Annotated in this window: 22 protein-coding genes; 19 read left to right on the forward strand and 3 right to left on the reverse strand. The window is 61.6% G+C overall.

Annotation, left to right across the window (positions count from 1 at the left end; genetic code table 11):
- Positions 1-9: 9 nt before the first annotated feature.
- Positions 10-1539 (forward strand): aldehyde dehydrogenase family protein, encoded by a 1530-nt coding sequence (locus tag QTL56_RS19330; RefSeq protein ID WP_245135496.1) that lies wholly within the window; start codon positions 10-12, stop codon positions 1537-1539.
- Positions 1540-1585: 46 nt separating this feature from the next.
- Here QTL56_RS19330 and QTL56_RS19335 read toward each other — a convergent pair whose 3' ends face one another.
- A complete protein-coding gene (locus QTL56_RS19335; RefSeq protein WP_245134905.1) occupies positions 1586-2611 on the reverse strand; it encodes a LacI family DNA-binding transcriptional regulator in 1026 nt (341 codons plus the stop codon).
- A gap of 297 nt (positions 2612-2908) precedes the next feature.
- Here QTL56_RS19335 and QTL56_RS19340 point away from each other — a divergent pair, with 297 nt between their 5' ends.
- The 18 genes from QTL56_RS19340 (at position 2909) to QTL56_RS19425 (ending at position 21416) form a co-directional block, all read left to right on the forward strand.
- Positions 2909-4153, forward strand: coding sequence for an ABC transporter substrate-binding protein (locus QTL56_RS19340; protein ID WP_245134906.1), 1245 nt, complete (start codon positions 2909-2911; stop codon positions 4151-4153).
- A 104-nt stretch (positions 4154-4257) separates the two neighbouring features.
- Positions 4258-5151, forward strand: coding sequence for a carbohydrate ABC transporter permease (locus tag QTL56_RS19345; RefSeq protein ID WP_245134907.1), 894 nt, complete (start codon positions 4258-4260; stop codon positions 5149-5151).
- Entirely contained in the window at positions 5151-6029 is an 879-nt protein-coding gene (locus QTL56_RS19350) for a carbohydrate ABC transporter permease (RefSeq protein WP_245134908.1), read from the forward strand. Before QTL56_RS19345 ends, QTL56_RS19350 begins: the two co-directional genes overlap by 1 nt.
- Before the next feature lie 4 nt (positions 6030-6033).
- Positions 6034-7146 (forward strand): ABC transporter ATP-binding protein, encoded by a 1113-nt coding sequence (locus QTL56_RS19355; protein WP_245134911.1) that lies wholly within the window; start codon positions 6034-6036, stop codon positions 7144-7146.
- Entirely contained in the window at positions 7143-8642 is a 1500-nt protein-coding gene (locus QTL56_RS19360; protein WP_245134913.1) for an FAD-dependent oxidoreductase, read from the forward strand. Before QTL56_RS19355 ends, QTL56_RS19360 begins: the two co-directional genes overlap by 4 nt.
- Positions 8639-9397 carry a 3-ketoacyl-ACP reductase gene (locus QTL56_RS19365; RefSeq protein ID WP_245134917.1) on the forward strand — a complete coding sequence of 253 codons (759 nt, stop codon included), beginning with the start codon at positions 8639-8641 and terminating at the stop codon, positions 9395-9397. The genes QTL56_RS19360 and QTL56_RS19365 overlap by 4 nt, the downstream gene beginning before the upstream one ends.
- A gap of 9 nt (positions 9398-9406) precedes the next feature.
- Positions 9407-10999: a GMC family oxidoreductase gene (locus tag QTL56_RS19370; RefSeq protein WP_245134920.1), complete on the forward strand. Its 1593-nt coding sequence runs from the start codon at positions 9407-9409 to the stop codon at positions 10997-10999.
- A 58-nt stretch (positions 11000-11057) separates the two neighbouring features.
- Entirely contained in the window at positions 11058-12221 is a 1164-nt protein-coding gene (locus tag QTL56_RS19375; RefSeq protein WP_245134922.1) for a dihydrodipicolinate synthase family protein, read from the forward strand.
- 5 nt (positions 12222-12226) lie between these two features.
- Positions 12227-13243, forward strand: coding sequence for a LacI family DNA-binding transcriptional regulator (locus tag QTL56_RS19380; RefSeq protein ID WP_245134924.1), 1017 nt, complete (start codon positions 12227-12229; stop codon positions 13241-13243).
- Positions 13240-14511: a glycerate kinase type-2 family protein gene (locus QTL56_RS19385; RefSeq protein ID WP_245134926.1), complete on the forward strand. Its 1272-nt coding sequence runs from the start codon at positions 13240-13242 to the stop codon at positions 14509-14511. The genes QTL56_RS19380 and QTL56_RS19385 overlap by 4 nt, the downstream gene beginning before the upstream one ends.
- 200 nt (positions 14512-14711) lie before the next feature.
- Complete coding sequence (locus QTL56_RS19390) at positions 14712-14960, forward strand: hypothetical protein (protein ID WP_245134928.1); 249 nt, start codon at positions 14712-14714, stop codon at positions 14958-14960.
- Positions 14957-15244 (forward strand): DUF1488 family protein, encoded by a 288-nt coding sequence (locus tag QTL56_RS19395; RefSeq protein ID WP_245134930.1) that lies wholly within the window; start codon positions 14957-14959, stop codon positions 15242-15244. Before QTL56_RS19390 ends, QTL56_RS19395 begins: the two co-directional genes overlap by 4 nt.
- A 119-nt stretch (positions 15245-15363) precedes the next feature.
- The gene (locus QTL56_RS19400; protein ID WP_245134933.1) at positions 15364-15666 is read left to right on the forward strand and encodes a hypothetical protein; all 303 of its coding nucleotides are present in this window, start codon (positions 15364-15366) and stop codon (positions 15664-15666) included.
- A 246-nt stretch (positions 15667-15912) separates the two neighbouring features.
- Positions 15913-16191, forward strand: a complete 279-nt coding sequence (locus QTL56_RS19405; RefSeq protein WP_229572970.1) for a hypothetical protein — start codon at positions 15913-15915, stop codon at positions 16189-16191.
- A gap of 16 nt (positions 16192-16207) precedes the next feature.
- Positions 16208-16411 carry a hypothetical protein gene (locus tag QTL56_RS19410; protein WP_229572969.1) on the forward strand — a complete coding sequence of 68 codons (204 nt, stop codon included), beginning with the start codon at positions 16208-16210 and terminating at the stop codon, positions 16409-16411.
- A 97-nt stretch (positions 16412-16508) separates the two neighbouring features.
- Positions 16509-18788 (forward strand): glycosyltransferase family 4 protein, encoded by a 2280-nt coding sequence (locus QTL56_RS19415; RefSeq protein ID WP_245134935.1) that lies wholly within the window; start codon positions 16509-16511, stop codon positions 18786-18788.
- Positions 18789-18826: 38 nt separating this feature from the next.
- Positions 18827-20140, forward strand: a complete 1314-nt coding sequence (locus tag QTL56_RS19420) for a glycoside hydrolase family 130 protein (protein WP_245134938.1) — start codon at positions 18827-18829, stop codon at positions 20138-20140.
- A gap of 40 nt (positions 20141-20180) precedes the next feature.
- A complete protein-coding gene (locus QTL56_RS19425; protein WP_245134940.1) occupies positions 20181-21416 on the forward strand; it encodes an AGE family epimerase/isomerase in 1236 nt (411 codons plus the stop codon).
- On the opposite strand, the gene QTL56_RS19430 is transcribed toward QTL56_RS19425, so the two are convergent.
- A complete protein-coding gene (locus QTL56_RS19430) occupies positions 21396-22745 on the reverse strand; it encodes a sensor histidine kinase (RefSeq protein WP_245134942.1) in 1350 nt (449 codons plus the stop codon). The genes QTL56_RS19425 and QTL56_RS19430 overlap by 21 nt on opposite strands.
- Positions 22735-23403, reverse strand: coding sequence for a response regulator transcription factor (locus QTL56_RS19435; RefSeq protein WP_245134944.1), 669 nt, complete (start codon positions 23401-23403; stop codon positions 22735-22737). The genes QTL56_RS19430 and QTL56_RS19435 overlap by 11 nt, the downstream gene beginning before the upstream one ends.
- Positions 23404-23537 lie beyond the last annotated feature (134 nt).

Here is a 23537-nt window from a genome sequence, read left to right on the forward strand (position 1 = left end):
ATGAACGACATGACCATGACCGCGACCGTCTCGCATCCGCTGCCAGAAGCACCCTTCGAAGGCCGCCACCTGATTGACGGCATCTGGCAGGAGAGTGCTGATAGCGCGACCTTCGACAGGGTGTCGCCCTCTCACGGCGTCGTCGTCAGCCGTTCCGCCCGCGGTGGTGCCAAGGAAACCGAAGCCGCGATTGCAGCGGCACGGCGGGCCTTCAATGGTGGCAAGTGGAGCCGCGCGACCGGCAAGGAGCGGTCGATGTTTCTGCTCAGGGTCGCCGATTTGATCGAGGCCAATGTCGAGCGCATGGCGCTGCTCGAAACGCTCGAAAGCGGCAAGCCGATTTCCCAGTCCCGCGGTGAGGTCGCAGGTGCCGCCGACCTCTGGCGTTATGCGGCCGCCCTTGCCCGTACCCTGCATGGCGACAGTCACAATTCACTGGGCGAAGAGATGCTGGCCGTCGTGCTTAAAGAACCGATCGGCGTCGTCTCGATCATCACGCCCTGGAATTTCCCCTTCTGGATTCTCAGTCAGAAGCTGCCATTTGCCCTCGCCGCAGGCTGTACCTGCGTGATCAAGCCGTCGGAAATGACCCCCTCGACGACCGTGATGCTGGGAGAGCTTCTGGTCGAAGCGGGATTGCCTGCCGGCGTCGTCAACATCGTCCTCGGTTTCGGCCAGCCGGTCGGCGCGCTGATGGCGGAACATGCTGATGTCGACATGGTGAGCTTCACCGGGTCGACCGCCGTCGGCAAGGCGATCAGTGCGGTTGCCTCAAGGACACTGAAGAAGGTCGCGCTCGAATTGGGTGGCAAGAACCCGCAGGTCGTCTTCCCGGATGCCGACCTGGATGCTGCTGCCGATGCGATCACCTTCGGCGTCTACTTCAACGCGGGCGAATGCTGCAATTCCGGCAGCCGCATCATCGTGCACGAGGACATTGCGGACGCCCTGGTCGGGAAGGTTGTGGCACTTTCGCGCAAGGTCGCATTCGGCGATCCGCTCAATCCCGAGACCCAGGTCGGTGCGATTATCTCCACGACCCATCAGCAAAAGATCGCGGCCTATGTGCGCGATGCGGTAGCCGCAGGCGCCAGTCTTGCCCTCGGAGGCAAGGCTGTAAGTCACCCTGGCTTGCCTGGCGAGTTCTACGCACCAACCGTGGTCACCAATGTCACACCTGACATGCCGATCGCCCGCGAGGAGGTCTTCGGCCCGGTACTTGCCGTCCTGACCTTCAAGACGATGGAAGAGGCGGTCTCGCTGGTCAACGATGCGTCCTATGGCCTCTCGGCCGGCGTCTGGAGCGAGAACGTGCACACTTGCCTTGCCTTCGCGCGCCGCGCAGAGGCCGGCACCGTCTGGACCAATACCTGGATGGACGGCTTTCCGGAGGTTGCCTTCGGCGGTTTCAAGCAGAGCGGGCAGGGCCGCGAGAATGGCCGCTACGGCCTTGATGAATTCCTGGAGATCAAATCCGTCGTGATGCGCATTGGCCAGACGAGGCCAAATTGGGTCAGGGGCCAGCAGGACCATGATTGAGGCAGGCTTCACACCCTTGCGACAACGCCGCGATGCGAGCGCGCCTTTATGTCAGTATTTTCTGCAGGATGTTCACGTCCGCGCCGGAAATCCTTTGGAGCAGCAGCTTGGCCAGATGCTCGCCGGCCTCCGTGAGATCCTCGTAGATCGTGTCCACGCCGGGCTGAATATCGGTAAGAAGTTGCGAGGTCTGCTTGGCGACGATGTCGTATTCCGATCCGAGCGACCAGCCGCCATCTGCAAGTCCGGTAATCGCGGCCATGGCCGAGACTTCGCCCGGGCATATTATGGCGTCCGGCGGGTCGGGACGGTCGAGGCGATGCCGGAAATAGTCCCTCACGACGCCGGCTTTCGAGTCATGGTTGATCCCGTCCGCGAGTTCAAACGGTATTCCGGCTTCGCGGACAGCCGTCATGAAGCCATGCAGCATGTGTTGGCTGAAAGTCAGTCGCCTGGGAGGCAGGATGATCGTCAATTTCCGGCGGCCCTTGGCAATCAGCCGGCGGGCGGCCTCATAGGCGAAGGCATAGTTGTCGTAATCGACGAAGGGGTGTTCCGTCGCAAATTCGGTCCTGCCATGGCTGACGAAGGGAAAGTCCTTTTCGCTCAGGAGGCGAACGCGGGGGTCGAGCGTCTCGGTACGTGTGAAGATCAGGCCATCAGCGAGGTTGTTTCGGATGATGTGCTCGACGGCTTCAATGTTCGATTCGTCAAGGAAGTTCGGCATGACGATCAGGTGGTACGGCGTGCCTTTCAGCGCCTTGGTCACGCCGTAGAGAAGCGAAGTTCCGAAGCCGAGAATTTCCTCGTGCGGATCGAGGAGCACGCCGATGACGTTTGTCCGCCCGGTCTTCAGGCGCTGCGCTGCTCTATCCGGCACATAGCCCAAAGCCCCCGCGATTTCACGAACACGCTCGCGCGTCGTGATGCTGATCAAAGGGTCACCGGCAAGCGCTCTCGATACGGTGGTGACGGCGATCCCTGCGGCTTCGGCCACGGTCTTGAGCGTCGGCCTGGATGGCGATCCCTGCTTGCTTCGTTTTTCGGATGCTCTGGTCGTGGTCTCGCGCACTTTCGGGGATCTTTACCATTTCGACAACGGATGAACTTAACGCCATGTGAAACTGGTCGCAAGCACATGCGATCGATTTTTTAAAACGATTTAATGTTGTGTGCGTTTCGGAAAGGCGGGGTGTAGTGCCATGGGCCCGGTATTTGTGCCGTTAACGCCGAGAATGCGGAGACTGACAGTTCTTGACTTTGCAAAATTTGTAACGTTTTAAATTGTAGCTCGGCGCTCGGGAACGGAGGTTCTTGGCATCGGGATGGCGGGTGGGAGACCCGATAACTTGTGAATGAGGAGGATGAAATGAGCAAGTTCCTGACAACGACTGCAATTGCACTGACAATGATGGCGGGTGCCGCCAAGGCGACCGATGTGGAGGTGCTCCATTGGTGGACCTCTGGTGGTGAAGCCGCAGCTCTCAACGTTCTGAAGGAGGATCTGAACGGCAAGGGTATCGGCTGGGTCGACATGCCGGTCGCCGGCGGCGGCGGCGAGGCTGCAATGACTGCATTGCGTGCCCGCGTCACGGCCGGAGATTCGCCAACAGCCGTCCAGATGCTCGGCTTCGACATCCTTGACTGGGCGGAGCAGGGTGCGCTCGGCAATCTCGACGAAGTTGCGAATGCTGAAGGCTGGGACAAGGTGGTGCCGGAAGCGCTGCAGAAGTTCTCGAAATATGACGGTCACTGGATCGCTGCCCCGGTCAACGTTCACTCGACCAACTGGGTGTGGATCAACAAGGCAGCACTCGATGCGGCCGGTGGCAAGGCGCCCGAGAGCTGGGACGAACTCGTCGCTGTCCTCGACAAGATGAAGGCGAATGGCATCACCCCGCTCGCCCATGGTGGTCAGCCATGGCAGGACGCCACCGTTTTCGACGGCGTCGTGCTTTCCAAAGGCAATGACTTCTACAAGAAGGCCTTCATCGACCTCGACGAAGAAACGCTTGGTGGTGCCGAGATGGCGGACGCTTTCGATCGCCTGATGAAGCTGCGCAGCTATGCCGACGACAACTTCTCCGGCCGCGACTGGAACCTTGCTTCGGCCATGGTCATCGAGGGCAAGGCCGGCATGCAGATGATGGGTGACTGGGCCAAGGGCGAATTTCTGAAGGCCGGCCAAAAGCCGGGCGAGGACTTTGTTTGCATCCGTTTCCCCGGAACGCAGGGCTCGGTAACGTTCAACTCCGACCAGTTCGCGATGTTCAACGTTTCGGGTGACGACAATGTCAAGGCGCAGATGGCCATGGCCTCCGCGATCGAAAGCCCGAAATTCCAGTCGGCCTTCAATGTCGTCAAGGGATCCGTCCCGGCCCGCACGGATGTGCCGGACACCGATTTCGACGATTGCGGCAAGAAGGGCATGAAGGACCTGGCCGCAGCAAGCTCCGCAGGGTCGCTCTTCGGCTCCATGGCGCATGGCCATGCCGCTCCGGCTGCCGTGAAGAACGCCGTCTATGACGTCGTGACCAAGGCCTTCAACGGCGGCTTCAAGGATGGCGCAGAGGCAGCCACGGCGCTTGCCCAGGCCGTAGCCGCCGCAAGGTAACCTCCCCGTCTCGAGCGGCCTTCTCGTCGCTCGAGACCCCTCCGACGCCGTCTGCAAGGTGAGCGACGGCGTCGGTCTTTCCATACCGTAAAGGGAGACCCCTCATGACAGGCTCGACCAGGGCTGACTTGCGCACCCGCGTCCAGGATTGGCTGCCGAAGCTGGTGCTTGCGCCCTCATTCGCCGTCATTCTGCTGTTCGTCTACGGGTTCATCCTGTTCACGATCTTCTTGTCCTTCACCGGCTCGAAGATGCTGCCCATCTACAACTTTGTCGGCTTCACCAATTACAGCCGGCTCTGGGCACAGGAGAATTGGCACATCGCGATCAGCAATATCGCAATCTTCGCCAGTCTCTATATCGTCATCTGCACGGCGCTCGGTCTGACATTGGCGATTTTCCTCGACCAGAAGATCCGGGGCGAGGGGCTGTTGCGCCCGATCTATCTCTACCCGATGGCATTGTCCTTCATCGTCACCGGCACGGCCTGGAAATGGTTTCTCGATCCTGGCATCGGGCTCGAGCGGATCATACGTCTCTGGGGCTGGGAGAGCTTTTCCTTCGCCTGGATCAAGGACAATGACATGGCGATCTACACCATCGTCATCGCGGCGGTCTGGCAGACCAGCGGCTTCGTCATGGCCATGTTCCTCGCCGGCCTGCGCGGCATCGACAACGAGATTCTGAAGGCGGCCCAGATCGATGGCGCCTCGAGCTTCCAGCTCTATCGCCGGATCGTAATTCCCATGCTTCGCCCGGCCTTCCTCTCGGCTTTCGTTATCCTCAGCCACCTCGCGATCAAGTCCTACGATCTCGTCATCGCGCTCACCGGTGGGGGGCCAGGGCGCGCCACCGAGATGCCCGCGACCTTCATGTATTCCTACACATTCACCCGCAATCAGATGGGCGTCGGTTCGGCCTCCGCCGTAATAATGCTGATGACCATCGCGGCCATCATGGTTCCCTATCTCTATGCCGAACTGAAGGAGAAGCACTGATGTCTGCCGTCAGCCAGGACACCGCGGTCAGGACCGGTCGCGTTACCCGCACCTTCATCTATCTGGTGCTTCTTCTTTTCGCGCTTTTCTACCTGCTGCCTCTCTATGTGATGGGCATCAATTCGCTGAAGCCGCTGCCGGAGATCACCGGTGGCAACATGATGGCGCTGCCCGACACCTGGACCCTGGACGCCTGGCGCTCCGCCTGGTCGACCGCCCAGATCGGCGTCTCGCCCACCGGCCTCAAGCCCTACTTTCTGAATTCCATGCTGATGGTCGTGCCGGCCGTTGCCATCTCCACGATCCTCGGCGCGCTCAATGGCTACGTGCTGACAAAATGGCGCTTCCGCGGCGACACGATCATCTTCGGTCTGATGCTGTTCTCCTGCTTCATCCCGTTCCAGATCGTGCTGATCCCGATGGCGCTGGTGCTCGGTAAGCTCGGGCTCGCCGGCTCCGTTCCAGGCCTCGTCCTGGTGCATGTGGTCTATGGTATCGGCTTCACCACGCTCTACTACCGCAACTACTACGCCACCTTCCCGACGGAGCTGGTCAAGGCGGCACAGATCGATGGTGCCGGCTTCTTCCGCATCTTCTGGCGCATCCTGCTGCCGGTCTCAGGCCCGATCACGGTCGTCTCGGTGATCTGGCAGTTCACCAACATCTGGAACGACTTCCTGTTCGGCGTGTCCTTCGGCGGCACCAGCCAGCCAATGACGGCGGCGCTGAACAACCTCGTTCAGTCTTCCACGGGCGTGAAGGAATACAACGTCCACTTCGCGGGCGCGATCATCGCCGCCCTTCCTACTCTTCTCGTCTACGTCGTCGCCGGGCGCTATTTCGTGCGCGGACTGATGGCCGGTTCAGTCAAAGGATAAGATCATGGGCTTTCTCGACATCCGGAACGTCACCAAGTCCTATGGGCAGCTCGAAGTCTTGCATCGCGTCGACATCGCGGTCGAGGAGGGGGAGTTCCTCGTGCTCGTCGGCCCCTCCGGCTGCGGCAAGTCGACCCTTCTCGGCATGATCGCGGGCCTCGAGCCCATTTCCTCCGGTGAGATCGCGATCAAGGACCGCGTCATCAATGGGGTTCACCCGTCAAAGCGCAACATCGCGATGGTCTTCCAGTCCTATGCGCTCTATCCGAACATGACCGTGGGGCAGAACATCACCTTCGGCCTCGAGATGCATGGCGTGCCGAAGCCGGAACGCGAAAAAGCGCTGCTGGATGTCGCCAAGCTCCTGCAGATCGATCATCTCACCGACCGAAAGCCCGGGCAGCTCTCCGGTGGCCAGCGCCAGCGCGTTGCCATGGGCCGTGCCTTGGTGCGCGATCCGGACGTCTTTCTCTTCGACGAGCCGCTTTCCAACCTTGATGCCAAGCTGCGCGTCGATATGCGCACCGAGATCAAGAAACTGCATGCCAAGCTCAAGCGCACCATCGTCTACGTCACCCATGACCAGATCGAGGCGATGACGCTCTCGACCCGGATCGCCGTGATGAACAAGGGTTACATCCAGCAGCTCGGCACGCCGAAGGAGATCTACGACACCCCGGCCAATGTCTTTGTCGCCACCTTCATGGGAAGTCCTGCGATGAATGTCGTGCCGGCGCGCGTCGTCGTCGCCAATGGTGTGCCGCATGCCGAAGTCGTGCTGGGGGACGACTCGAAGAGCTTGCTCGCCTTCAGCCAGCCCGGGCTCGCCGCTTGGGATGGCCGCGAGATATTGCTCGGCATCCGGCCCGAAGCAATCACCGATCCCGAAGGAGCGGACCGCAAGTCGCAAAACATTGTCAGTCTGAAGAACCGGGTGATCGTGACCGAGCCGGCAGGCTCCGACACCTTCGTCACCATGAGCCTCGGAGCTAGAGATGTGATTGCGCGCATGCGGGCCGATGTCGATATCGCCGGCGGTGACGACTTCGAATTCGCTGTCAACATGGAGAAGGCTGTGGCCTTCGACCCGAAGACGGAAGAGCGCATCCGGAAATGAGCGACGCCGACGTCATCATCATCGGATCTGGCATGGGTGGCGCGACGCTTGCCGCGCAACTCGCCCCGACGGGCAGACGCATCCTGATCCTGGAAAAGGGCGAACGGCTGAAACCGTCACCCGCAGACAGGGATGCCGAAGCCATCTTCGGCAAGGCGCATTTTCGGCCGAAAGAGGAATGGCTGGACGGGGAGGGGCGGCCCTTCAATCCGGGCAATTACTACAATGTCGGCGGCAATTCGAAATTCTACGGTGCCGTGCTGCTGCGCTATCGCCGCGAAGACTTCTCGTCCCAACGTCACATGGGCGGAACAACACCGGGCTGGCCGATCGCCTATGAGGGCCTAGAGCCCTGGTATCAGGAGGCCGAACAGCTGTTCGAGGTCAGGGGAGTGCTGGGCGAGGACCCGACTGAACCGCCACATTCCGGAACCTACGATCACCGGCCCGTACCGGACGAGCCTGTTATCGCCGATCTTCGCCGCCGCCTGAGCACCGTCGGTCTTCACCCGGCATCCCTGCCGCTCGGTGTCGACATCGACCAATGGCTCAAGCATGGGCGCACGACCTGGGACGCCTATCCGGATACATGCGGTGGCAAGAAGGATGCGGAGACGGTCAGCCTCGCTCGAGCCCTCCGCCATCCCAACGTCACGCTTGCAACAGGGTGTGAGGTCATCCGTCTGTTGCCGGGTGAGGACGGTCAGATCAGCGGTGTTGAGGTTCAGAACCGAGGCGAGACGAAGCTGCTGAGCGCACCGCTCGTGGTTCTCTCGGCCGGTGCTGTCAAAAGCGCTGCCATCCTCCTCTCATCGGTCGATGAGCGGCATCCCGAGGGTCTGGCAAACCGTTCCGACCAGGTCGGCCGCAACTTCATGAACCATAACTGCTCGGCGGTGTTGGCGCTCCACCCATTCAGGCGCAATCCGTCGGTCTACCAGAAGACCCTGCTGGTCAATGACTTCTACCTGACGGGCGGACCGAACGGCGAACCGCTCGGCAATATCCAGTTGCTCGGCAAGATCACCGGCCCGATCCTGGCCGCAAGCTCGCCATTGCCGCGACCGCTCGCGCACTGGATCGCGGACCGCTCGCTCGATCTCTATGCGATGTCGGAGGATCTGCCCAACCCGGAAAGCCGCGTGCAGGTCAGGAACGGTCGCATCGTGCTCGACTGGAAGCGGTCGAACTGGGAGGCGCATCTGGCGCTGGTCGCCAAACTCAAGGCTCTGCTGCGCAAGGCGGGCTATCCGGTTGTGCTCGCGCGCCCCTTCGATCGCCGGACGCCATCCCATCAATGCGGCACCGCCCGCATGGGCGCGGACCCGATGACGAGCGTGGTCGACAGCTTCGGCCGCTGCCACGATCACCGCAATCTTTTCATCGTCGATGCGTCGATTCTGCCAACCTCGGCCGCGGTCAATCCGGCCCTGACGATTGCAGCGCTAGCACTTCGATCGGGTCGTCACATCATCGAAACGGAGTTCAGCCAGTGAGCAAGGTCGCACTGATTACGGGAGGCCAGCAGGGCATCGGTCTCGGCATCGCCCGGGACCTGGTCAGCGCCGGCTTCAAGGTCGCGCTGGCGTCCCGATCCGCTGAAGATGAGCCGCAAGTGCTGGCAGCGCTCGAGGAACTGGGTCAAGCAGCCATCTATGTTCGCCATGACCTGCAGGATGTCGACAACGTCGTATCGGTTCTCGACAAGGTCGAGGCAAGCCTGGGACCGGTCACGACCTTCGTGTCCAATGCCGGTGTCCCGGCCAAATTGCGCGGCGACATGCTTGCCCTGACACCTGAGAGCTTCGACTTCGTCCTCGGTGTCAATCTGCGCGGTGCCTTTTTCCTCGCCCAGGAGGTTGCGCGGCGCATGCTGGCAACGTCGTCTGACGCCTATCGCTCGATTGTCTTCGTCACCTCGGTCAGTGCCAGCATGGCGTCGATCGAGCGGACGGAATACTGCATCTCCAAGGCCGGTGCCGCGATGATGGCAGAGCTCTTTGCGCTTCGCCTTGCACCGCATGGCATAGGCGTTTTCGAACTGAGACCCGGCATCATCGAGACCGAGATGACGGCGGGGGTCAAAGACAAATACACGGCGCGGATCGAGGGCGGGCTCGTTCCGGCGCAGCGCTGGGGTCAGCCTGCCGATATCGGCAGCGTGGTCGTGCCGCTTGCGGAAGGGCGCTTTGCTTTTGCCAACGGTGCAGTCATCCCGGTTGACGGCGGGCTGTCGCTCGCCCGCCTCTAGGAGAACGTGATGCGGCAAGCTTTTGATTTTATCATTGTCGGCGGAGGTTCGGCGGGCTCCGTGCTCGCGGCGCGTCTGTCGGAAAATCCCGATTTCAACGTGCTTCTGCTGGAAGCCGGTGGGCGCGACTGGCATCCATTTTACCATCTGCCGGCGGGTTTCGCGAAGATGACCAAGGGCATCGGCAGTTGGGGATGGAGCACGGTGCCACAGCGGCACATGAACAACATGGTGATCCGCTATACCCAGGCAAAGGTCATCGGCGGTGGGTCCAGCATCAATGCGCAGATCTACACCCGTGGCAACGCGCTCGATTATGACGATTGGCGTCAGATGGGCTGCGAAGGCTGGTCCTACGAGGATGTCCTTCCCTATTTCCGCAAGGCCGAGGACAATGACAGCTTCGACAACCGCTATCACGGCAAGGGCGGTCCGCTGGGTGTCAGCAAGCCTTCGGCCCCGCTGCCGATCTGCGAGGCCTATTTCAAGGCCGCAGCCGAGCTTGGAATTCCCTTCAACGGCGACATGACGGGCGAGACACAGGACGGCGTCGGATACTATCAGCTGACCCAGCGCAATGTCCGCCGCTCCTCGGCGTCGATTGCCTATCTCAATCCCGTCCGCCGTCGTCCCAACCTCACAATTCGCACGGACGCTCAGGTGCTGAAGCTCGTGGTCGAGAACGGACGCGCGGTCGGCGTCGATCTCGCCGGTGAAGGTGTGGTGCATGCCGAACGGGAGGTGCTGCTTTCATCGGGGGCGATCGGCAGCCCGCGCATCCTGATGCTCTCGGGCATCGGGCCTGCCGACCATCTGGCCTCAGTCGGCCTGCCCGTCGCTTTCGACCAGCCCGGCGTCGGCTCCAACCTGCAGGACCACCTCGATCTCTTCGTCATCGCCGAATGCACCGGGCCGCATACCTATGACCGCTATGCCAAGCCGCATCTTTCCGTGCTCGCCGGCCTGCAATACATCCTGACGAGGACCGGCCCCGTCGCCTCAAGCCTCTTTGAGACGGGAGGCTTTTGGTATGCCGATCCGGAAGCCCGTTCGCCGGATATCCAGTTCCACCTCGGTCTTGGCTCCGGCATCGAGGCCGGTGTGGCCGCCATGGCCAATGGCGGCGTGACACTTAATTCCGCCTATCTCAGGCCGCGCTCGCGGGGCACCGTCCGGCTCGGCTCGGCCGACCCGCTCGCCGCTCCTCTCATCGATCCCAACTACTGGGAAGATCCCCACGACCGCGAGATGTCGATCCGTGGCCTGAAGATCGCAAGGGACATCCTGCGCCAGGATGCCCTGAAGCCGTACGTCAAGTCCGAGCGTCTGCCGGGACCGGAGGTGCAGAGCGAGCAGGACTATTTCGACTATGCCTGTCGCCATTCCAAGACCGATCATCATCCGGCCGGCACCTGCCGCATGGGCTCGGATCCCGAGGCCGTCGTCGATCCGCGTCTGCGGTTCAACGGCATCGACGGTCTGCGCGTCATCGATGCCTCGATCATGCCGACGGTTGTCTCATCCAATACCAACGCGCCCACCATCATGATCGCCGAAAAGGCAGCCGACATGATCAAGGCGGATCACGGAGTGACATCATGATCCGCCACATCGAGCTGATCATTATCGACCTGCCCGCCCAAACTCAGGGATCTCCAACATGATTGCCTTGCCCACCGCCGATGGCCGCATCGAAACCTATCGTCTCACCGGAACGCCGCTTGTAGCGCGAGCCCCCTCCCGTCCATTGACCCGCACCGCCTATGCGGCCGCCCACGTCGTCTCCGACCCGCTGCGCGAACGCAGCCCCTGGGATACGCGACCCGCCGTCGACTGGGAGGGCACGCTTTCCTTCCGAACCTCGCTCTGGGATCAGGGGCTGGGGCTTGCCGAAGCCATGGACACCGCCCAGCGAGGCATGGGTGTCGATTGGCCGACGGCACTCGAACTCATCCAGCGCACAATGGTGGCCGCCAAAGTTCATCCCATGAAGCCACGTGTCGCCTGCGGTGCCGGCACCGACCACCTGGCACTCGCCGACCTCACCACCGAGGACAAGATCGCGGCTGCATATCAGACCCAGGCCGAAGCCATCGAGGCGGCCGGCGGGCAGTTGATCCTGATGGCATCCCGCGCCTTCCCCGCCATGGACGCGGGGCCTGATGTCTACCGATCCGTCTATCGTCGGCTGATCGACGGCGCGCGTGAGCCTGTCATCCTGCACTGGCTGGGCGACATGTTCGACCCGGCGCTGAAAGGCTATTGGGGCAGCGGAAACGTCGCCGAAGCGAGTGACTTCGTCCTTGACCTGATCAGCGAGAACCCGGCCAAGGTCGACGGCATCAAGATCTCGCTGCTTGACCAGGCGCATGAAGAGGCGTTTCGCACGCGCCTGCCGGAGGGCGTGCGTCTCTATACGGGCGACGACTTCAACTATGCCGATCTGATCGCCGGCGATGGCCAGCATTATTCCCATGCGCTGCTCGGCATTTTTGCAGCCATTGCCCCGGCAGCCTCGCAGGCGCTGGACGCACTGGCCGCGGGTGACCTTGAGACCTATCACCGCCTGCTCGCGCCGACCGTGCCGCTCAGCCGGGAAATCTTCCGCGCCCCGACCCGCTTCTACAAGGCCGGCATCGCCTTTCTCGCCTGGCTGAATGGCCATCAACGCCACTTCATCATGCCGGCGGGCTTTCAGTCCAGCCGTGACATCGTCCACTATGCGCAGGTCTTCCGGCTCGCCGATCAGGCAAATCTGCTTGCCGATCCAGAGCTTGCCGTGAGAAGGATGCGGGTCTTGGCGGAGCTGAACGGGATAGACTGACAGGCATGGAACGGCGGCCGACGATCATCGATGTGGCGCGCGTGGCGGGGATTTCCAAATCCACCGTCAGCCTCGTCCTGCAGAACAGCCCGCTCGTCAAGGACGAGACGCGCCGCCTCGTGCGCGAGGCCATGGACAAGGTCGGCTATGTCTACAACAGGGCCGCCGCCAACCTGCGCTCGTCGAACGTGGGGCTGATCGGCCTGGTCATCAACGACTTGCGAAATCCGTTCTTCACTGAATTTGCCACCTCGCTCCAGATGGCGCTCTCCGCTCGGGGCTACGCCACTGTCGTCGCAAACACCGATGAAGACCCGGCCGTGCAGGCCCAGGTGGTCGGCGCCATGATCGAGCACGGCGTTTCCGCGCTCGTCCTGTCTCCTGCCTATGGTGACGACGGGGGTGTCTTCGATGCCATCGCGCGCGGCGGCATTCCGACCATGCAGGTACTCCGCAAGGTCGATCCCCGCGTCGAGCAGTTTCCGTTTGCCGCGCCCGACTACCGGCTGGGCAGCCTTCTGGCAACGCAGCATCTCCTCTCCTTTGCGCCGCGCCGCATCGCCTTTGTCGGTGGATTGGCGGACCGCGCCGTCACGCGGGAACGCATGACCGGTTACGTCGAAGCCCTGGCCGAAGCCGGAATGGAACCGTTTGTCCTGTCGGGCAGGGCGAGCCGCACCTTCGGCAGCGAAGCAGCCGATGAGCTTGCGCGGACGCATCCGGAAATCGATGCGGCGATCTGCTTCAATGATCTCGTGGCACTCGGCATGCTCTCGGGCTTTGCCAGGCTGAACCGCAAGGTCGGGCAGGATTTCCGCATGGTCGGATTCGACGATATCGAGGAATGCAGCCAGGTGTTTCCAACCCTCTCGACCGTTCATTGCGGCATCGCGGAGTTTGGCCAAGGCATTGCCGCCACGATCCTGGGCTGGCTGGAAGAGGGGAAGCGCCCCGAACCGGAAACCTTTACGGCGGTGGAGCTCGTCATCCGCGACACCAGTGGCCTAGGGGACGTTCCATGATCGATCGACCGCACCTCTTTCTCCGGCACCTGTTCGATCGGGCCGTCGAAGTCGCAGATCCCATGCGCTCGCTCAGGGATTTCCTCCCCGAGAAACCGAAGGGACGCGTGATCGTAATCGGCGCCGGCAAGGCGAGTGCGCGCATGGCCGAAGCCGTCGAGGCTGCCTGGGGTCCCTGCGAGGGCCTGGTCATCACGCGCTACGGCTATGCCCGTCCCTGTCGGGGGATCGAGATTGTCGAGGCAGCCCATCCGGTGCCGGATCAGGCTGGTCTCGAGGCGACCGCACGCATGCTCACGCTGGTTGAAAGCGCAAAGGAGGGGGATCTTGTCCTCGCACTGATTTCCGGTGGCGCTTCAGCCTTGCTGGTCCAGCCGGTGCCCGGCGTGTCGCTTGCCGAGAAGCAGGCGGTCAACCAGGCGCTTCTGGCCTCTGGCGCGCCGATCGACCGGATGAACACGGTGCGCAAGCATCTGAGCCGGGTCAAGGGCGGACAACTGGCGGCCGCCGCCTGGCCGGCTGATCTGCTCGCGCTGATCATCTCGGACGTGCCGGGAGATGATCCGGCTTTCATCGGCTCCGGACCGACTGTTGGTGATCCCTCCACACCGGACGATGCCCTTGCGGTGATCGGTCGGTGGAACGTCGATGTCGCGGCTTCCATTCGTGACGCCCTGTCGCATGGGTCGGGTGTCGTAAAGCCCGACGATCCCCGCCTTGCGCGTACCCGAAACGTCATTTATGCCGCGCCACGGCAATCGCTGGAGGCCGCCGCAACCTTTGCCCGAGAAGCCGGTTGCGACGTGCATCTCCTGGGCGACGCGCTCGAAGGAGAGGCGCGAATGGCAGCCGAAGCGCAGGCGAAAGAGGCGCTGGCTCTGCAATCCGGCATGATGGCAGGCGATCCGCCGATCCTCCTTCTGTCAGGTGGAGAGCTGACGGTGACCCGCCGTGGCGATGGTATTGGCGGACCGAATGCCGAGTTCTGCCTCGCGCTTGCGCTGGCGCTGGATGGCGCACAGGGCATTCATGCCCTGGCCTGTGATACGGACGGCGTGGATGGCGCCGCCGAAGTTGCCGGTGCCGTCATTGGACCAGACACCTTGAAGATTGCGGCCGCGCGCAGGGTCGATCCTCGGCTCGCCCTTGATCGGAACGACGCCCATTCCTTCTTCGGTTCAATCGACGCGCAGGTCGTCACCGGTCCCACGCTCACCAATGTCAACGACTTCCGCGCCATCCTGGTACAGTCGCCACGCGCTGGGTGAAGACGGGACCGGCGCCGCAACTCCGTCATCGAGCGTGACGGGAATAGATGAGTGGTCACACGACCACGCCCTATGGATGTTTTCCGGAGGCTCTTGCAAGTTCTGATAAGTGGGCCCATATACATGGAAGTGGCAGCCATTGAACGGGCACTGCCATTTTCTGGGCGGCACTCACCCTGGCCCCAATATAGGAGGACGTCATGTCTTCCGACCTTCATCAGCCTATCGGCAGCTTCGACATCAGCATCATCAGAAATGCGCTCCGGCATGCCGGATTTCGCTACGAAGAACCACTGTGCGAGTTGGACCGCGGCGCGGCGCGCCATGCAATCACCCTTTACCAGAAGGGCTTGCGTCGATCCGGCGACCTGGTTCCTGCGGTCAGCCTCTGGGCGGATGAAGCAGTCGACGCGCGCTTGAAGAGCGGCGGTCAGGAAACGAGCCAATGACCCTTGCCTTTCCCAATCCGACGCGTGCCTACGACGAGACCCGCGGTCTCATCCGTTTCATCGGACACGACGGCCTGAATCAGGTTCTGTTTCTGTTGCCTGTCGTACTCTTTGATCGTGACGGGGCGACAAACCGTCGGAAGGAACATGATTATCTTCTGGCATTCGATCGCCTGCGGGACCGCATCCTTGCGACAGCGAGGCAAGCCTATCAGTCCCGACGACGACATACGATCGAACTCGATCTCAGTGCATTCGGGTCGTCCCTCCAGTCGGCGACCTGACGACGCCAATCAGCGCGCTTCGAAAGCTCGAAAGAGGAGTGAGTCATGGTCGATCGTGAGCAATCCACTGCGGTGATCTTCCAGGATGACTGCCTTGGGCAGACTTCTGGCCTCCCTCCATGCTGAGGAAAAATCCGCCAGAGGGTGAACAAAAGCTGGTTGACCAGGCGCTGCTGCGTGCGCTGCTTCATCGCTCCAACTACTCGAGCGCGGATCTCCGGGCGCACTCCGGTGGCAACCACGCAAGAGAGGTCGTGATCATCAACCGCATTCGCGAGGGAATGGTGACGAGCACTACGCAGGCAGCCGTCCGGGCCAATGTCGTTTTCACGGAAGCGGCGGATCTGTTGCGCTGGGAAGGCGAGGGCGGAAGTCCATCGACCAACGATCAGGCCGTCACGCCCGAAGGGCGAGGTAGCTGATGCAGCCTTCGGACAAGGTGATCGTACTGGCCGACATTCGCAAGAAACGGATCGCTTCGGCGACATGCCGGCCGAACGTCTTCGAGATCAGGACAGGGGCTGGCAAGCGGCCGGATTGCAGTATCCATCCGTTTACCGCGCGGCCCGGTGTTCCGCCGAAACAAGTCTGACGAACACTGAGGTCGCATCTCGATCTGATCTCTGAACCGCCACCAATTGGCACGGTCCCCCGCAAAGGAGTCTCACATGTTTACGCGAACGAAGACGAGAACCGTGCATTTCGATGCGCCCTTCACCCTGACAGGTCTGGAGGGTGTCCATGCGCCCGGCGACTACCAGGTGCAGGACGACGAGGAACAGATCACCGGAATCTCCTGGCTCGCCTATCGCCACGTGGCCACCGTCATGGAAATCGTTGCCGGCAAGAAGCGGAGTCTGGTGCCGATCGATCCCTCGGAGCTGGATGCCGCTCTCGACATGGACAGGGTCCTGTCCGGCCAGAAAAGTCTCAACACAACGCACTGATGATTGGAAAAATCCCATGCCTTCTCACCGTTTTACCGTCGGCCAAGTGGTTCGTCTCGTAAGCACCAAGGGTCTGTCACCGGCCGCCGCCGTCACCTACACGATCGAGGCTCCCATGCCGGCCTATCTGAACAGCCCGCAGTACCGGCTCTGGAATGCCGAGCTTCACCAGGGGCGCGTCGCCCTGGAGCGGGATCTGGAGCCTGTCGGATCCGCGTGATCCCGATGCCTGAGCGCGTGAATCCACCATGCGGCCGCGCTGTGCGTCCCTGGCTTTTTTGGCGAGACCTCGCCACCATGTTCTGGAGGGAACGCATATGAGCAGACCAACCCGTATCGCCTTCATCGGCAATTCTCTTCCCCGGCAATGCGGCATCGCCACCTTTACGGGTGATCTCGCCCAGGCGCTCCTCGACGCCGCCGAGCCCGTGCAGACGAGCATCGTCGCAGTAACGGATGCCAATCAGAATTACACCTACCCTCGGGATGTGATCTTCGAGATCCGTGAGGATGAAGTCGAAGACTATATGACGGCCGCGCGGGTCCTGAATGAAGGTCGGTTCGATGTGGTTTCGCTGCAGCACGAATTCGGCATTTTCGGCGGTGACGCTGGCGAGCACATCCTCGCGCTTCTGGAAAACCTGAGAATTCCGCTGGTTACGACCTGCCACACGATCCTCGCCGAACCGACGCCGTCTCAGCATCGCGTTCTGCAAAAGGTCGCAGCCCATTCTAGCCGCGTCGTTGTCATGGCCGAAAAGGGGCGCACCCTGCTGACGGAAGTCTATGGCGTGGCCCCCCAGAAGATCGAAGTCATTACCCATGGCATACCCGATAGACCCTTTCACGATCCGGACCTGGCCAAGATCGGACGGGGTTACGATGGACGGCCGGTCATATTGACCTTTGGCCTTCTCTCTCCCAACAAGGGCATCGAGGTGGTGATCGACGCCATGCCGTCGATCCTGAAGCAGACCCCCGAGGCCCTGTACATCGTTCTCGGCGCAACGCATCCGACGCTTCTGCGCCAGCAGGGCGAGGCCTACCGCGACAGTTTGCGCCAGCGCACCGAGCGGCTGGGCGTCGATCATGCGGTGCAGTTTCTCAATCGTTTCGTCGATCTGCCAACGCTTCTCGACTTCATCGCCATGTGCGACGTCTATGTGACGCCCTATCTCGATGAGGCGCAGATGACATCGGGAACGCTCTCCTACAGTTTTGGTATGGGAAGTGCCGTGGTTTCGACGCCCTATTGGCACGCCTGCGATCTCTTGGGCAACGACCGCGGCGTTCTGGTTCCTTTTGGCGATGCGCCGGCGACGGCGAAGGCAATCGCTACCTTGCTCGGCGATGACGAGGCCCGGATGGCGATGCGCAAGGGGGCCTATGAGGCTGGTCGCGCGATGATCTGGTCGCACGTCGCCACCCTTTATCTCGACTGCATGGCAAAGGCGCGAACCGCCTATCGGCCCAAACTCGTCAGCGACCTGATATCGTTAAGGATCAAGCGCCCGCCGCAGCAGGCGGCCCTGAAGCTCGGCCACTTGCACACAATGTGCGATGACACGGGCATCATCCAGCATGCGGTCTTCTCGGTGCCGGACAGGTCGCATGGCTACTGCGTCGATGACAATGCGCGCGCCCTGCTTCTGTCCTCGCTCCTCTCGGCCGCCGGTGAAACGGGCATAGCGGATCGCATGACGGCCTCCTTTGCAGCCTTCGTCGAACACGCCTGGAACCCGGACACAGACCGGTTCCGAAACTTCATGAGCTACGACCGCCGATGGCTCGAAGACGAGGGTTCGGAAGATAGTCATGGGCGAACGCTTTGGGCGCTTGGCGCCTGCGCCCTGTCCGATACCGATGCGCCCCGCCGTCGATGGGCGAGTGCCCTTTTCGCCCGCGCCATGTCGGCCACGCTCGACTTCCGTTCACCTCGGGCCTGGGCCTTCACACTTCTCGGCCTCAACGATTACTGTGCGGCCAATCCGCAGGATTCCCGCGCACGGATGCTGCGCATCCGGCTCGCTGAGAACTTGATGGATCTGGAGCAAGGTGTGTCGAAAGGCGGGCGTCGCTGGTTCGAGGCGGGCCTGTCCTATGAAAATGCCCGCCTGAGCCAGGCTTTGATCATAACGGGCCTATCGACCAAGGTGGCGGCTTTCGTTGAGACGGGCGTTGCGACGCTTGAATGGCTGATGACCCAACAGACGGGAGATAAAGGCCATTTTCGTCCCGTCGGCACCGATGGCTTCTTCGAGGTCGGACAGTCACCCAAGCCCTTCGACCAACAGCCGGTTGAGGCAACGGCAACCGTGGCCGCCTGTCTTGCTGCTCATGAAGCGACTTTAGACAAGCGCTGGATCGAGGCCGCGCACATGGCCTTCGACTGGTTCACGGGCAGCAATGATCACGGCGTTTCCCTCGTAGACACGGAAACGGGCAGTTGCCGCGACGGCCTGCATGCGGATCGCCCCAATGAGAACCGGGGTGCCGAATCCGTGCTCTGCTACTTGATATCCTGCGTGGAGCTCGGTCGCGTCAACCAGATGCTGCGGCCCGTCATGCCAAGGGTCGGCGCTCGGCAAGTGTCATGAGCCGCGCCGGTCACATCGAACATACCGAAAGATCGAATTTGCCCCAGTCCAGCCTCCTCAATCGGCAGGCCCTCTATCTGAAGCCGGATCCGACACGCGTCATCGTGCGCCCGTTCAAGCCATCGACCGAACCTCGGCATCTCAATCCGCGCGACAAGACCCGGGCGAATGAAATCGTCGATCGCGTTCTCTCTCTGGACCCGACTTCGACCGCCAATCAGTTGCGCGACATTCTTGCCAATTTCGACGGCCGGCATCGCAATCTGCTGCGACAGTTCGAGTTGCGGGCGGACGCGATGGAGGATGCCTTTATCCACCATCAACAGTTCAGCCAGCAGCAGAGGCAGTTGGTCGGGGCCTATTTCATGAACGAATATTCGTTCGAGTCCGCCGCCCTGTTCAATCCGAGCATCGTGCCCCATCCCGACCAGTCCGGCATTGGCGAGGGCAGCCGCCGGGTGATCCTCAGTCTGAGGGCTGTGGGCGAGGGGCACATCTCCTCGCTCACCTTCCGCTGCGGCGTAATCGACGCCGAAGGGGCCGTCACCATCGATGCGCCGACACAAATGGCGATGTTGCCGGACATCCATGCCAGTGACGGACTGGCACCTGCCGGCTGCATCGGGCTCAGTTTCAAAAGCGAAAGCGATCTCAGCGAGCGGGTCATCTTTCCGGTGACCGAGGCGCAATCGAACGGCATCGAGGATGCGCGTTTCGTCGCTTTCGAGGACGAAGGCAAGACGATCTACTTTGCCACCTATACTGCCTATAGCGGTTCCTCGATCCGCTCGGAGCTCCTGGAAACGGAAGATTTCCTCAACTTCACCCTTACGCCGCTGCGAGGACCCGCCGCCCGCAACAAGGGCATGGCACTCTTTCCCCGCCGCATCGACGGCCGCTATGCGATGATCGCCCGGCAGGACAGTGAAAATCTCTTCCTGCTCTATTCCGACGATCTGCTTCATTGGGATGAGGGGCAACTCCTGCAGAAGCCGGAATTCGCCTGGCAGTTCGTCCAGATAGGGAATTGTGGCTCGCCTGTTGAAATCGACGAGGGATGGCTGCTGTTCACGCATGGCGTGGGGCCCATGCGGCGCTATGCAATCGGGGTGACGCTGCTCGACAAGCATGACCCGAGCATCATCCTATCGCGGACGGTCGAGCCGCTGCTGCAGCCCGAATCGACAGAGCGCGAGGGCTATGTGCCAAACGTCGTCTATTCCTGCGGCGCAATGCGGCACGGCGATCTGATCGCGCTGCCATATGCCGTCTCGGATACCTATTCCAACTTCACCACGATCAAGATCAGCAGGCTTCTGGAGACGATGCATCCCATCGGGGAAGCCTTGTGAATGCTAAGAGCAGGAAGGCGGCCTCACCCGGCGATCGGTCATGAGCGTCCAGCAACTGAAACGCGTCTTCATCGAGGAAATACTGCCGACGTGGAGCAAATCAGGCTTTGACGAGACTTGCGGGCAATTTGTCGAATATCTGGAGCTGGATGGTTCGCCCCAGAAGGCCGGTGAGGTCCGGACCCGAACGGTGGCCCGTCAGATCTATGTTCACGCCCATGCCGCCCATCTCCGTGTTGCCCCGTCAGCCTCGCTCGCCATGGCAGAGCATGCCTTTGCTAACCTGCACCGCGTCGCCTGGGTCAGCGGGAAGCGCGGCGGCTATGCGAGAAGCTTCAACCGCCATACCGAGCTCATCACCGATCCGGTTCGCGATCTCTACGACAATGCCTGCGTGCTGCTCGCGCTCTCCTGGTTGCTGACGGCCACCGGGAAGGAGATCTACAGACACCAGATCGACCAGACGATCCTCGCGGTCGACCGGACCCTGATCGATCCTTTCGGCGGCTGGGCCGAAGACAGCAATGGCACGCTTCCACGCCGCCAGAACCCGCATATGCACTACCTCGAAGCCACGCTGGCCTTATGCGAAAACAACCGGACCTCCGGGCATATGAGGTCCGAAGGCAGGGCCTTCGCTCTCCTGCGCTCGCATTTTCTCGTCGGACCGAATGGGCCACTGCATGAATTCTTCGGTCCTCAATGGGAGCTTGCCGACCGATACGGATCCGATCGTCTCGAGCCAGGCCATATGTGCGAGTGGGTCTGGCTGACAAGCCGTCACGATATCCTCGCCCACAGCGACAATACGAAGATATGCCGGGACCTGTTGTCGACCGCGCTTGCGGTCGGGCGCATGGACGGATCGCCCTTCCTGGTGGATGCCGTATCGGCAAGCAAGGCGATCAGCCCGTCACGGCGGCTTTGGCCTCAGGTAGAGATGCTCAAGGCATTCATGGCACTGCATGAGCGACTTGGCCTGCCGGGATATTGCACAGAGGCAGACGACGTGGCCTCTGCAATTCTCGCAGCCTATATGGGGGGGCACCGTATGGCTGCTGGCATGACTGTCTGGACCTTGACGAAATGCCGACTGCCCGCACGATCCCGGCCAGCTCGCTATATCATCTCTGGACGGCAGTCGGAGATCAGGTCGAGGATCTCAGACCAATCGGCTCCGTACTGGAAACCGAAAGCCGTTGAGCATTCCGCGCGGGGTCATGGCGCAAACGATCGCTGTCGAGCAGCTTCAGCATCATCCCGTCCCGGGAAATGAGAGCTCGCATTCGAAGCCGGTGTGCCCGGTCTGCAATGCCGCGCTCCGCAAGGTCATCGTGCCGTTCATCTGCGCCATGAGTTTGTCTACGATTGCAAGGCCAAGACCCGATCCCGGTTTGCTGGTCTGGCCGCGTTTGAAACGCGTCCGGTAGACATTCAGGTCGGGAGCGAGGGGGGCGGAAACGGCATTGGTCACGGTGATGCGCCCATCCGTCGTCACGGCGACCGTGATCGGCTGTCCGTCAGTCCCATAGTGGGCCGCGTTTTCCAGAAGGTTGTTGAAGGCGATCGCGAAGGCGTCAGGGTCGACCGCTCGCATGAGCTCCGATAGGCCCGGTGACGGCTCCATGATGATTGTCACCGCCGGGCGAGAGCGCCTGAAGCTCTCGACAAGCAATTTGACGAGGGCGACCAGGTCGACCGGTGTACTGGCAAATCCTATGCCGGCTTCCGCGCGCGACAGCTGCAACAGCTTCTCGAGCATCGCAGATAAACGACGCAGCGCTTCGAGCACCCGCTCCGATCGAGACCTGTCCTGTGGCTCGGTTACCTGTTGGGAGAGCAACTCCATCTGGGCAAGTGCCCCGGCAAGTGGCGTGCGCAGTTCATGGGCGCTGTTGGCTGCAAGGTCTCGTTCGGCCTGTATTGCGTGTTTCAGGCGGGCGAGCAAAGTGTTCACCGAACCGGGAATCGTTGCGATCTCTGTCGGCAGACCGTTGAGATCGATCGGTTCGAGATTGTTGCCGTCTCGTGCGCTGATGGCCTCGCGCAATGCGGAGACAGGAGACGTGGCACGCACCACGATCCAGCGGGTCGCGAACATGCCGAGCGGCAGAAGCAGCAGGATCGGCAAGAGAAGCGTCAAGGCGCTTTCGAGTGTGGCCTCGCGGCGATGCGCGAGCGAATCCGCCACCTGTATGAACAGCGTGTCGCTGATGGTCGCGATGGTGAAGATCCGCCTGTCATCACCGCTCCAGAAGCCAGGAGTGAGCGGCGCGGGATACGGCTCCTTCCCGACATTGTGCGAATGCATGAGCACGCGCCCTGCGGCATCGCGCACCTGATAGGTCAGGTATTCGTCGGTTGTGCCCGGAGTGAGTGCGCCGACCCGGTTTGGCATGGAGCCGGCATCCCGACGAAAATAGTCGTCGACCACCAGTGGCGCGAGGCGTTCAGTGGTTTCCTGCAGCGCGCTGTCGAAGACTTCGTCGAATTCCGCGCGCATCACATGGATGGACAGCCCGACTGCGATCATCCAGAAGACGGCAAGCAGGATCGACAGGGACCAGACGAGGCGTCCGGCAAGGCTCCGGGTCTCAAATCGCATCGGCAGAAATCCTGTAGCCGACACCGCGCACGGTCTCGATGGCTTCTCTGCCCAGCTTTCGGCGCAGGCGGCTGACATAGACCTCGACGGTGTTGCTCTCAACCTCCGCCCCGAAGGCATAAAGCGCTTCTTCGATCTGTGCCTTGGACACGATGGCGCGCTTGCGCGCAATCAACCGGTCGAGCACGGCCCATTCGCGTGAGGAAAGCAGGATCTCCTCGCCGTTTTCAGCGGTTAGCCGTCGTTCGGAAGGATAGATCGCGATGCCGCCGATGGTGAGATCAGGCAGCTTGTGTGTCCCGTAGCGCCGCGACACGGCGTGTATGCGCGCCTGCAATTCGCCGAGATCGACAGGTTTTACAAGGTAATCGTCTGCACCGGCATTCAATCCGGCGATCCGGTCAGACACCTGGTCGTGTGCCGTCATGATGATGACGGGCATCTCGTTGCGACGGGCGCGGAGAGCCTTGAGGATATCGAGCCCGCTCCCATCCGGCAGCCGCAAATCAAGAAGCATGAGATCATAGGTGGCGACCTCGAGGCTCGCCTCGGCCTCGTTGCACGAATGCGCCCAATCCACGGCATGGCCCTGACGGTCCACATGCGTCTTTACAGCATCGCCCAGCATCTCATCGTCTTCCACCAGGAGTACGCGCATCTCATGACCTCTATCCAAGCGACTGTGATCCCTTGTGTCTCATGAAACTGACAGGCTGCTGAACCTGCCGCAAGATTGGATGAACCTATTCAGGTGGCTGTCAGCGTGGGCATCGATCTTCCTTCCCGTGTCCA

The organism is Peteryoungia algae (assembly GCF_030369675.1).
In the GTDB taxonomy this organism is placed as follows: Bacteria; Pseudomonadota; Alphaproteobacteria; order Rhizobiales; family Rhizobiaceae; genus Allorhizobium; species Allorhizobium algae.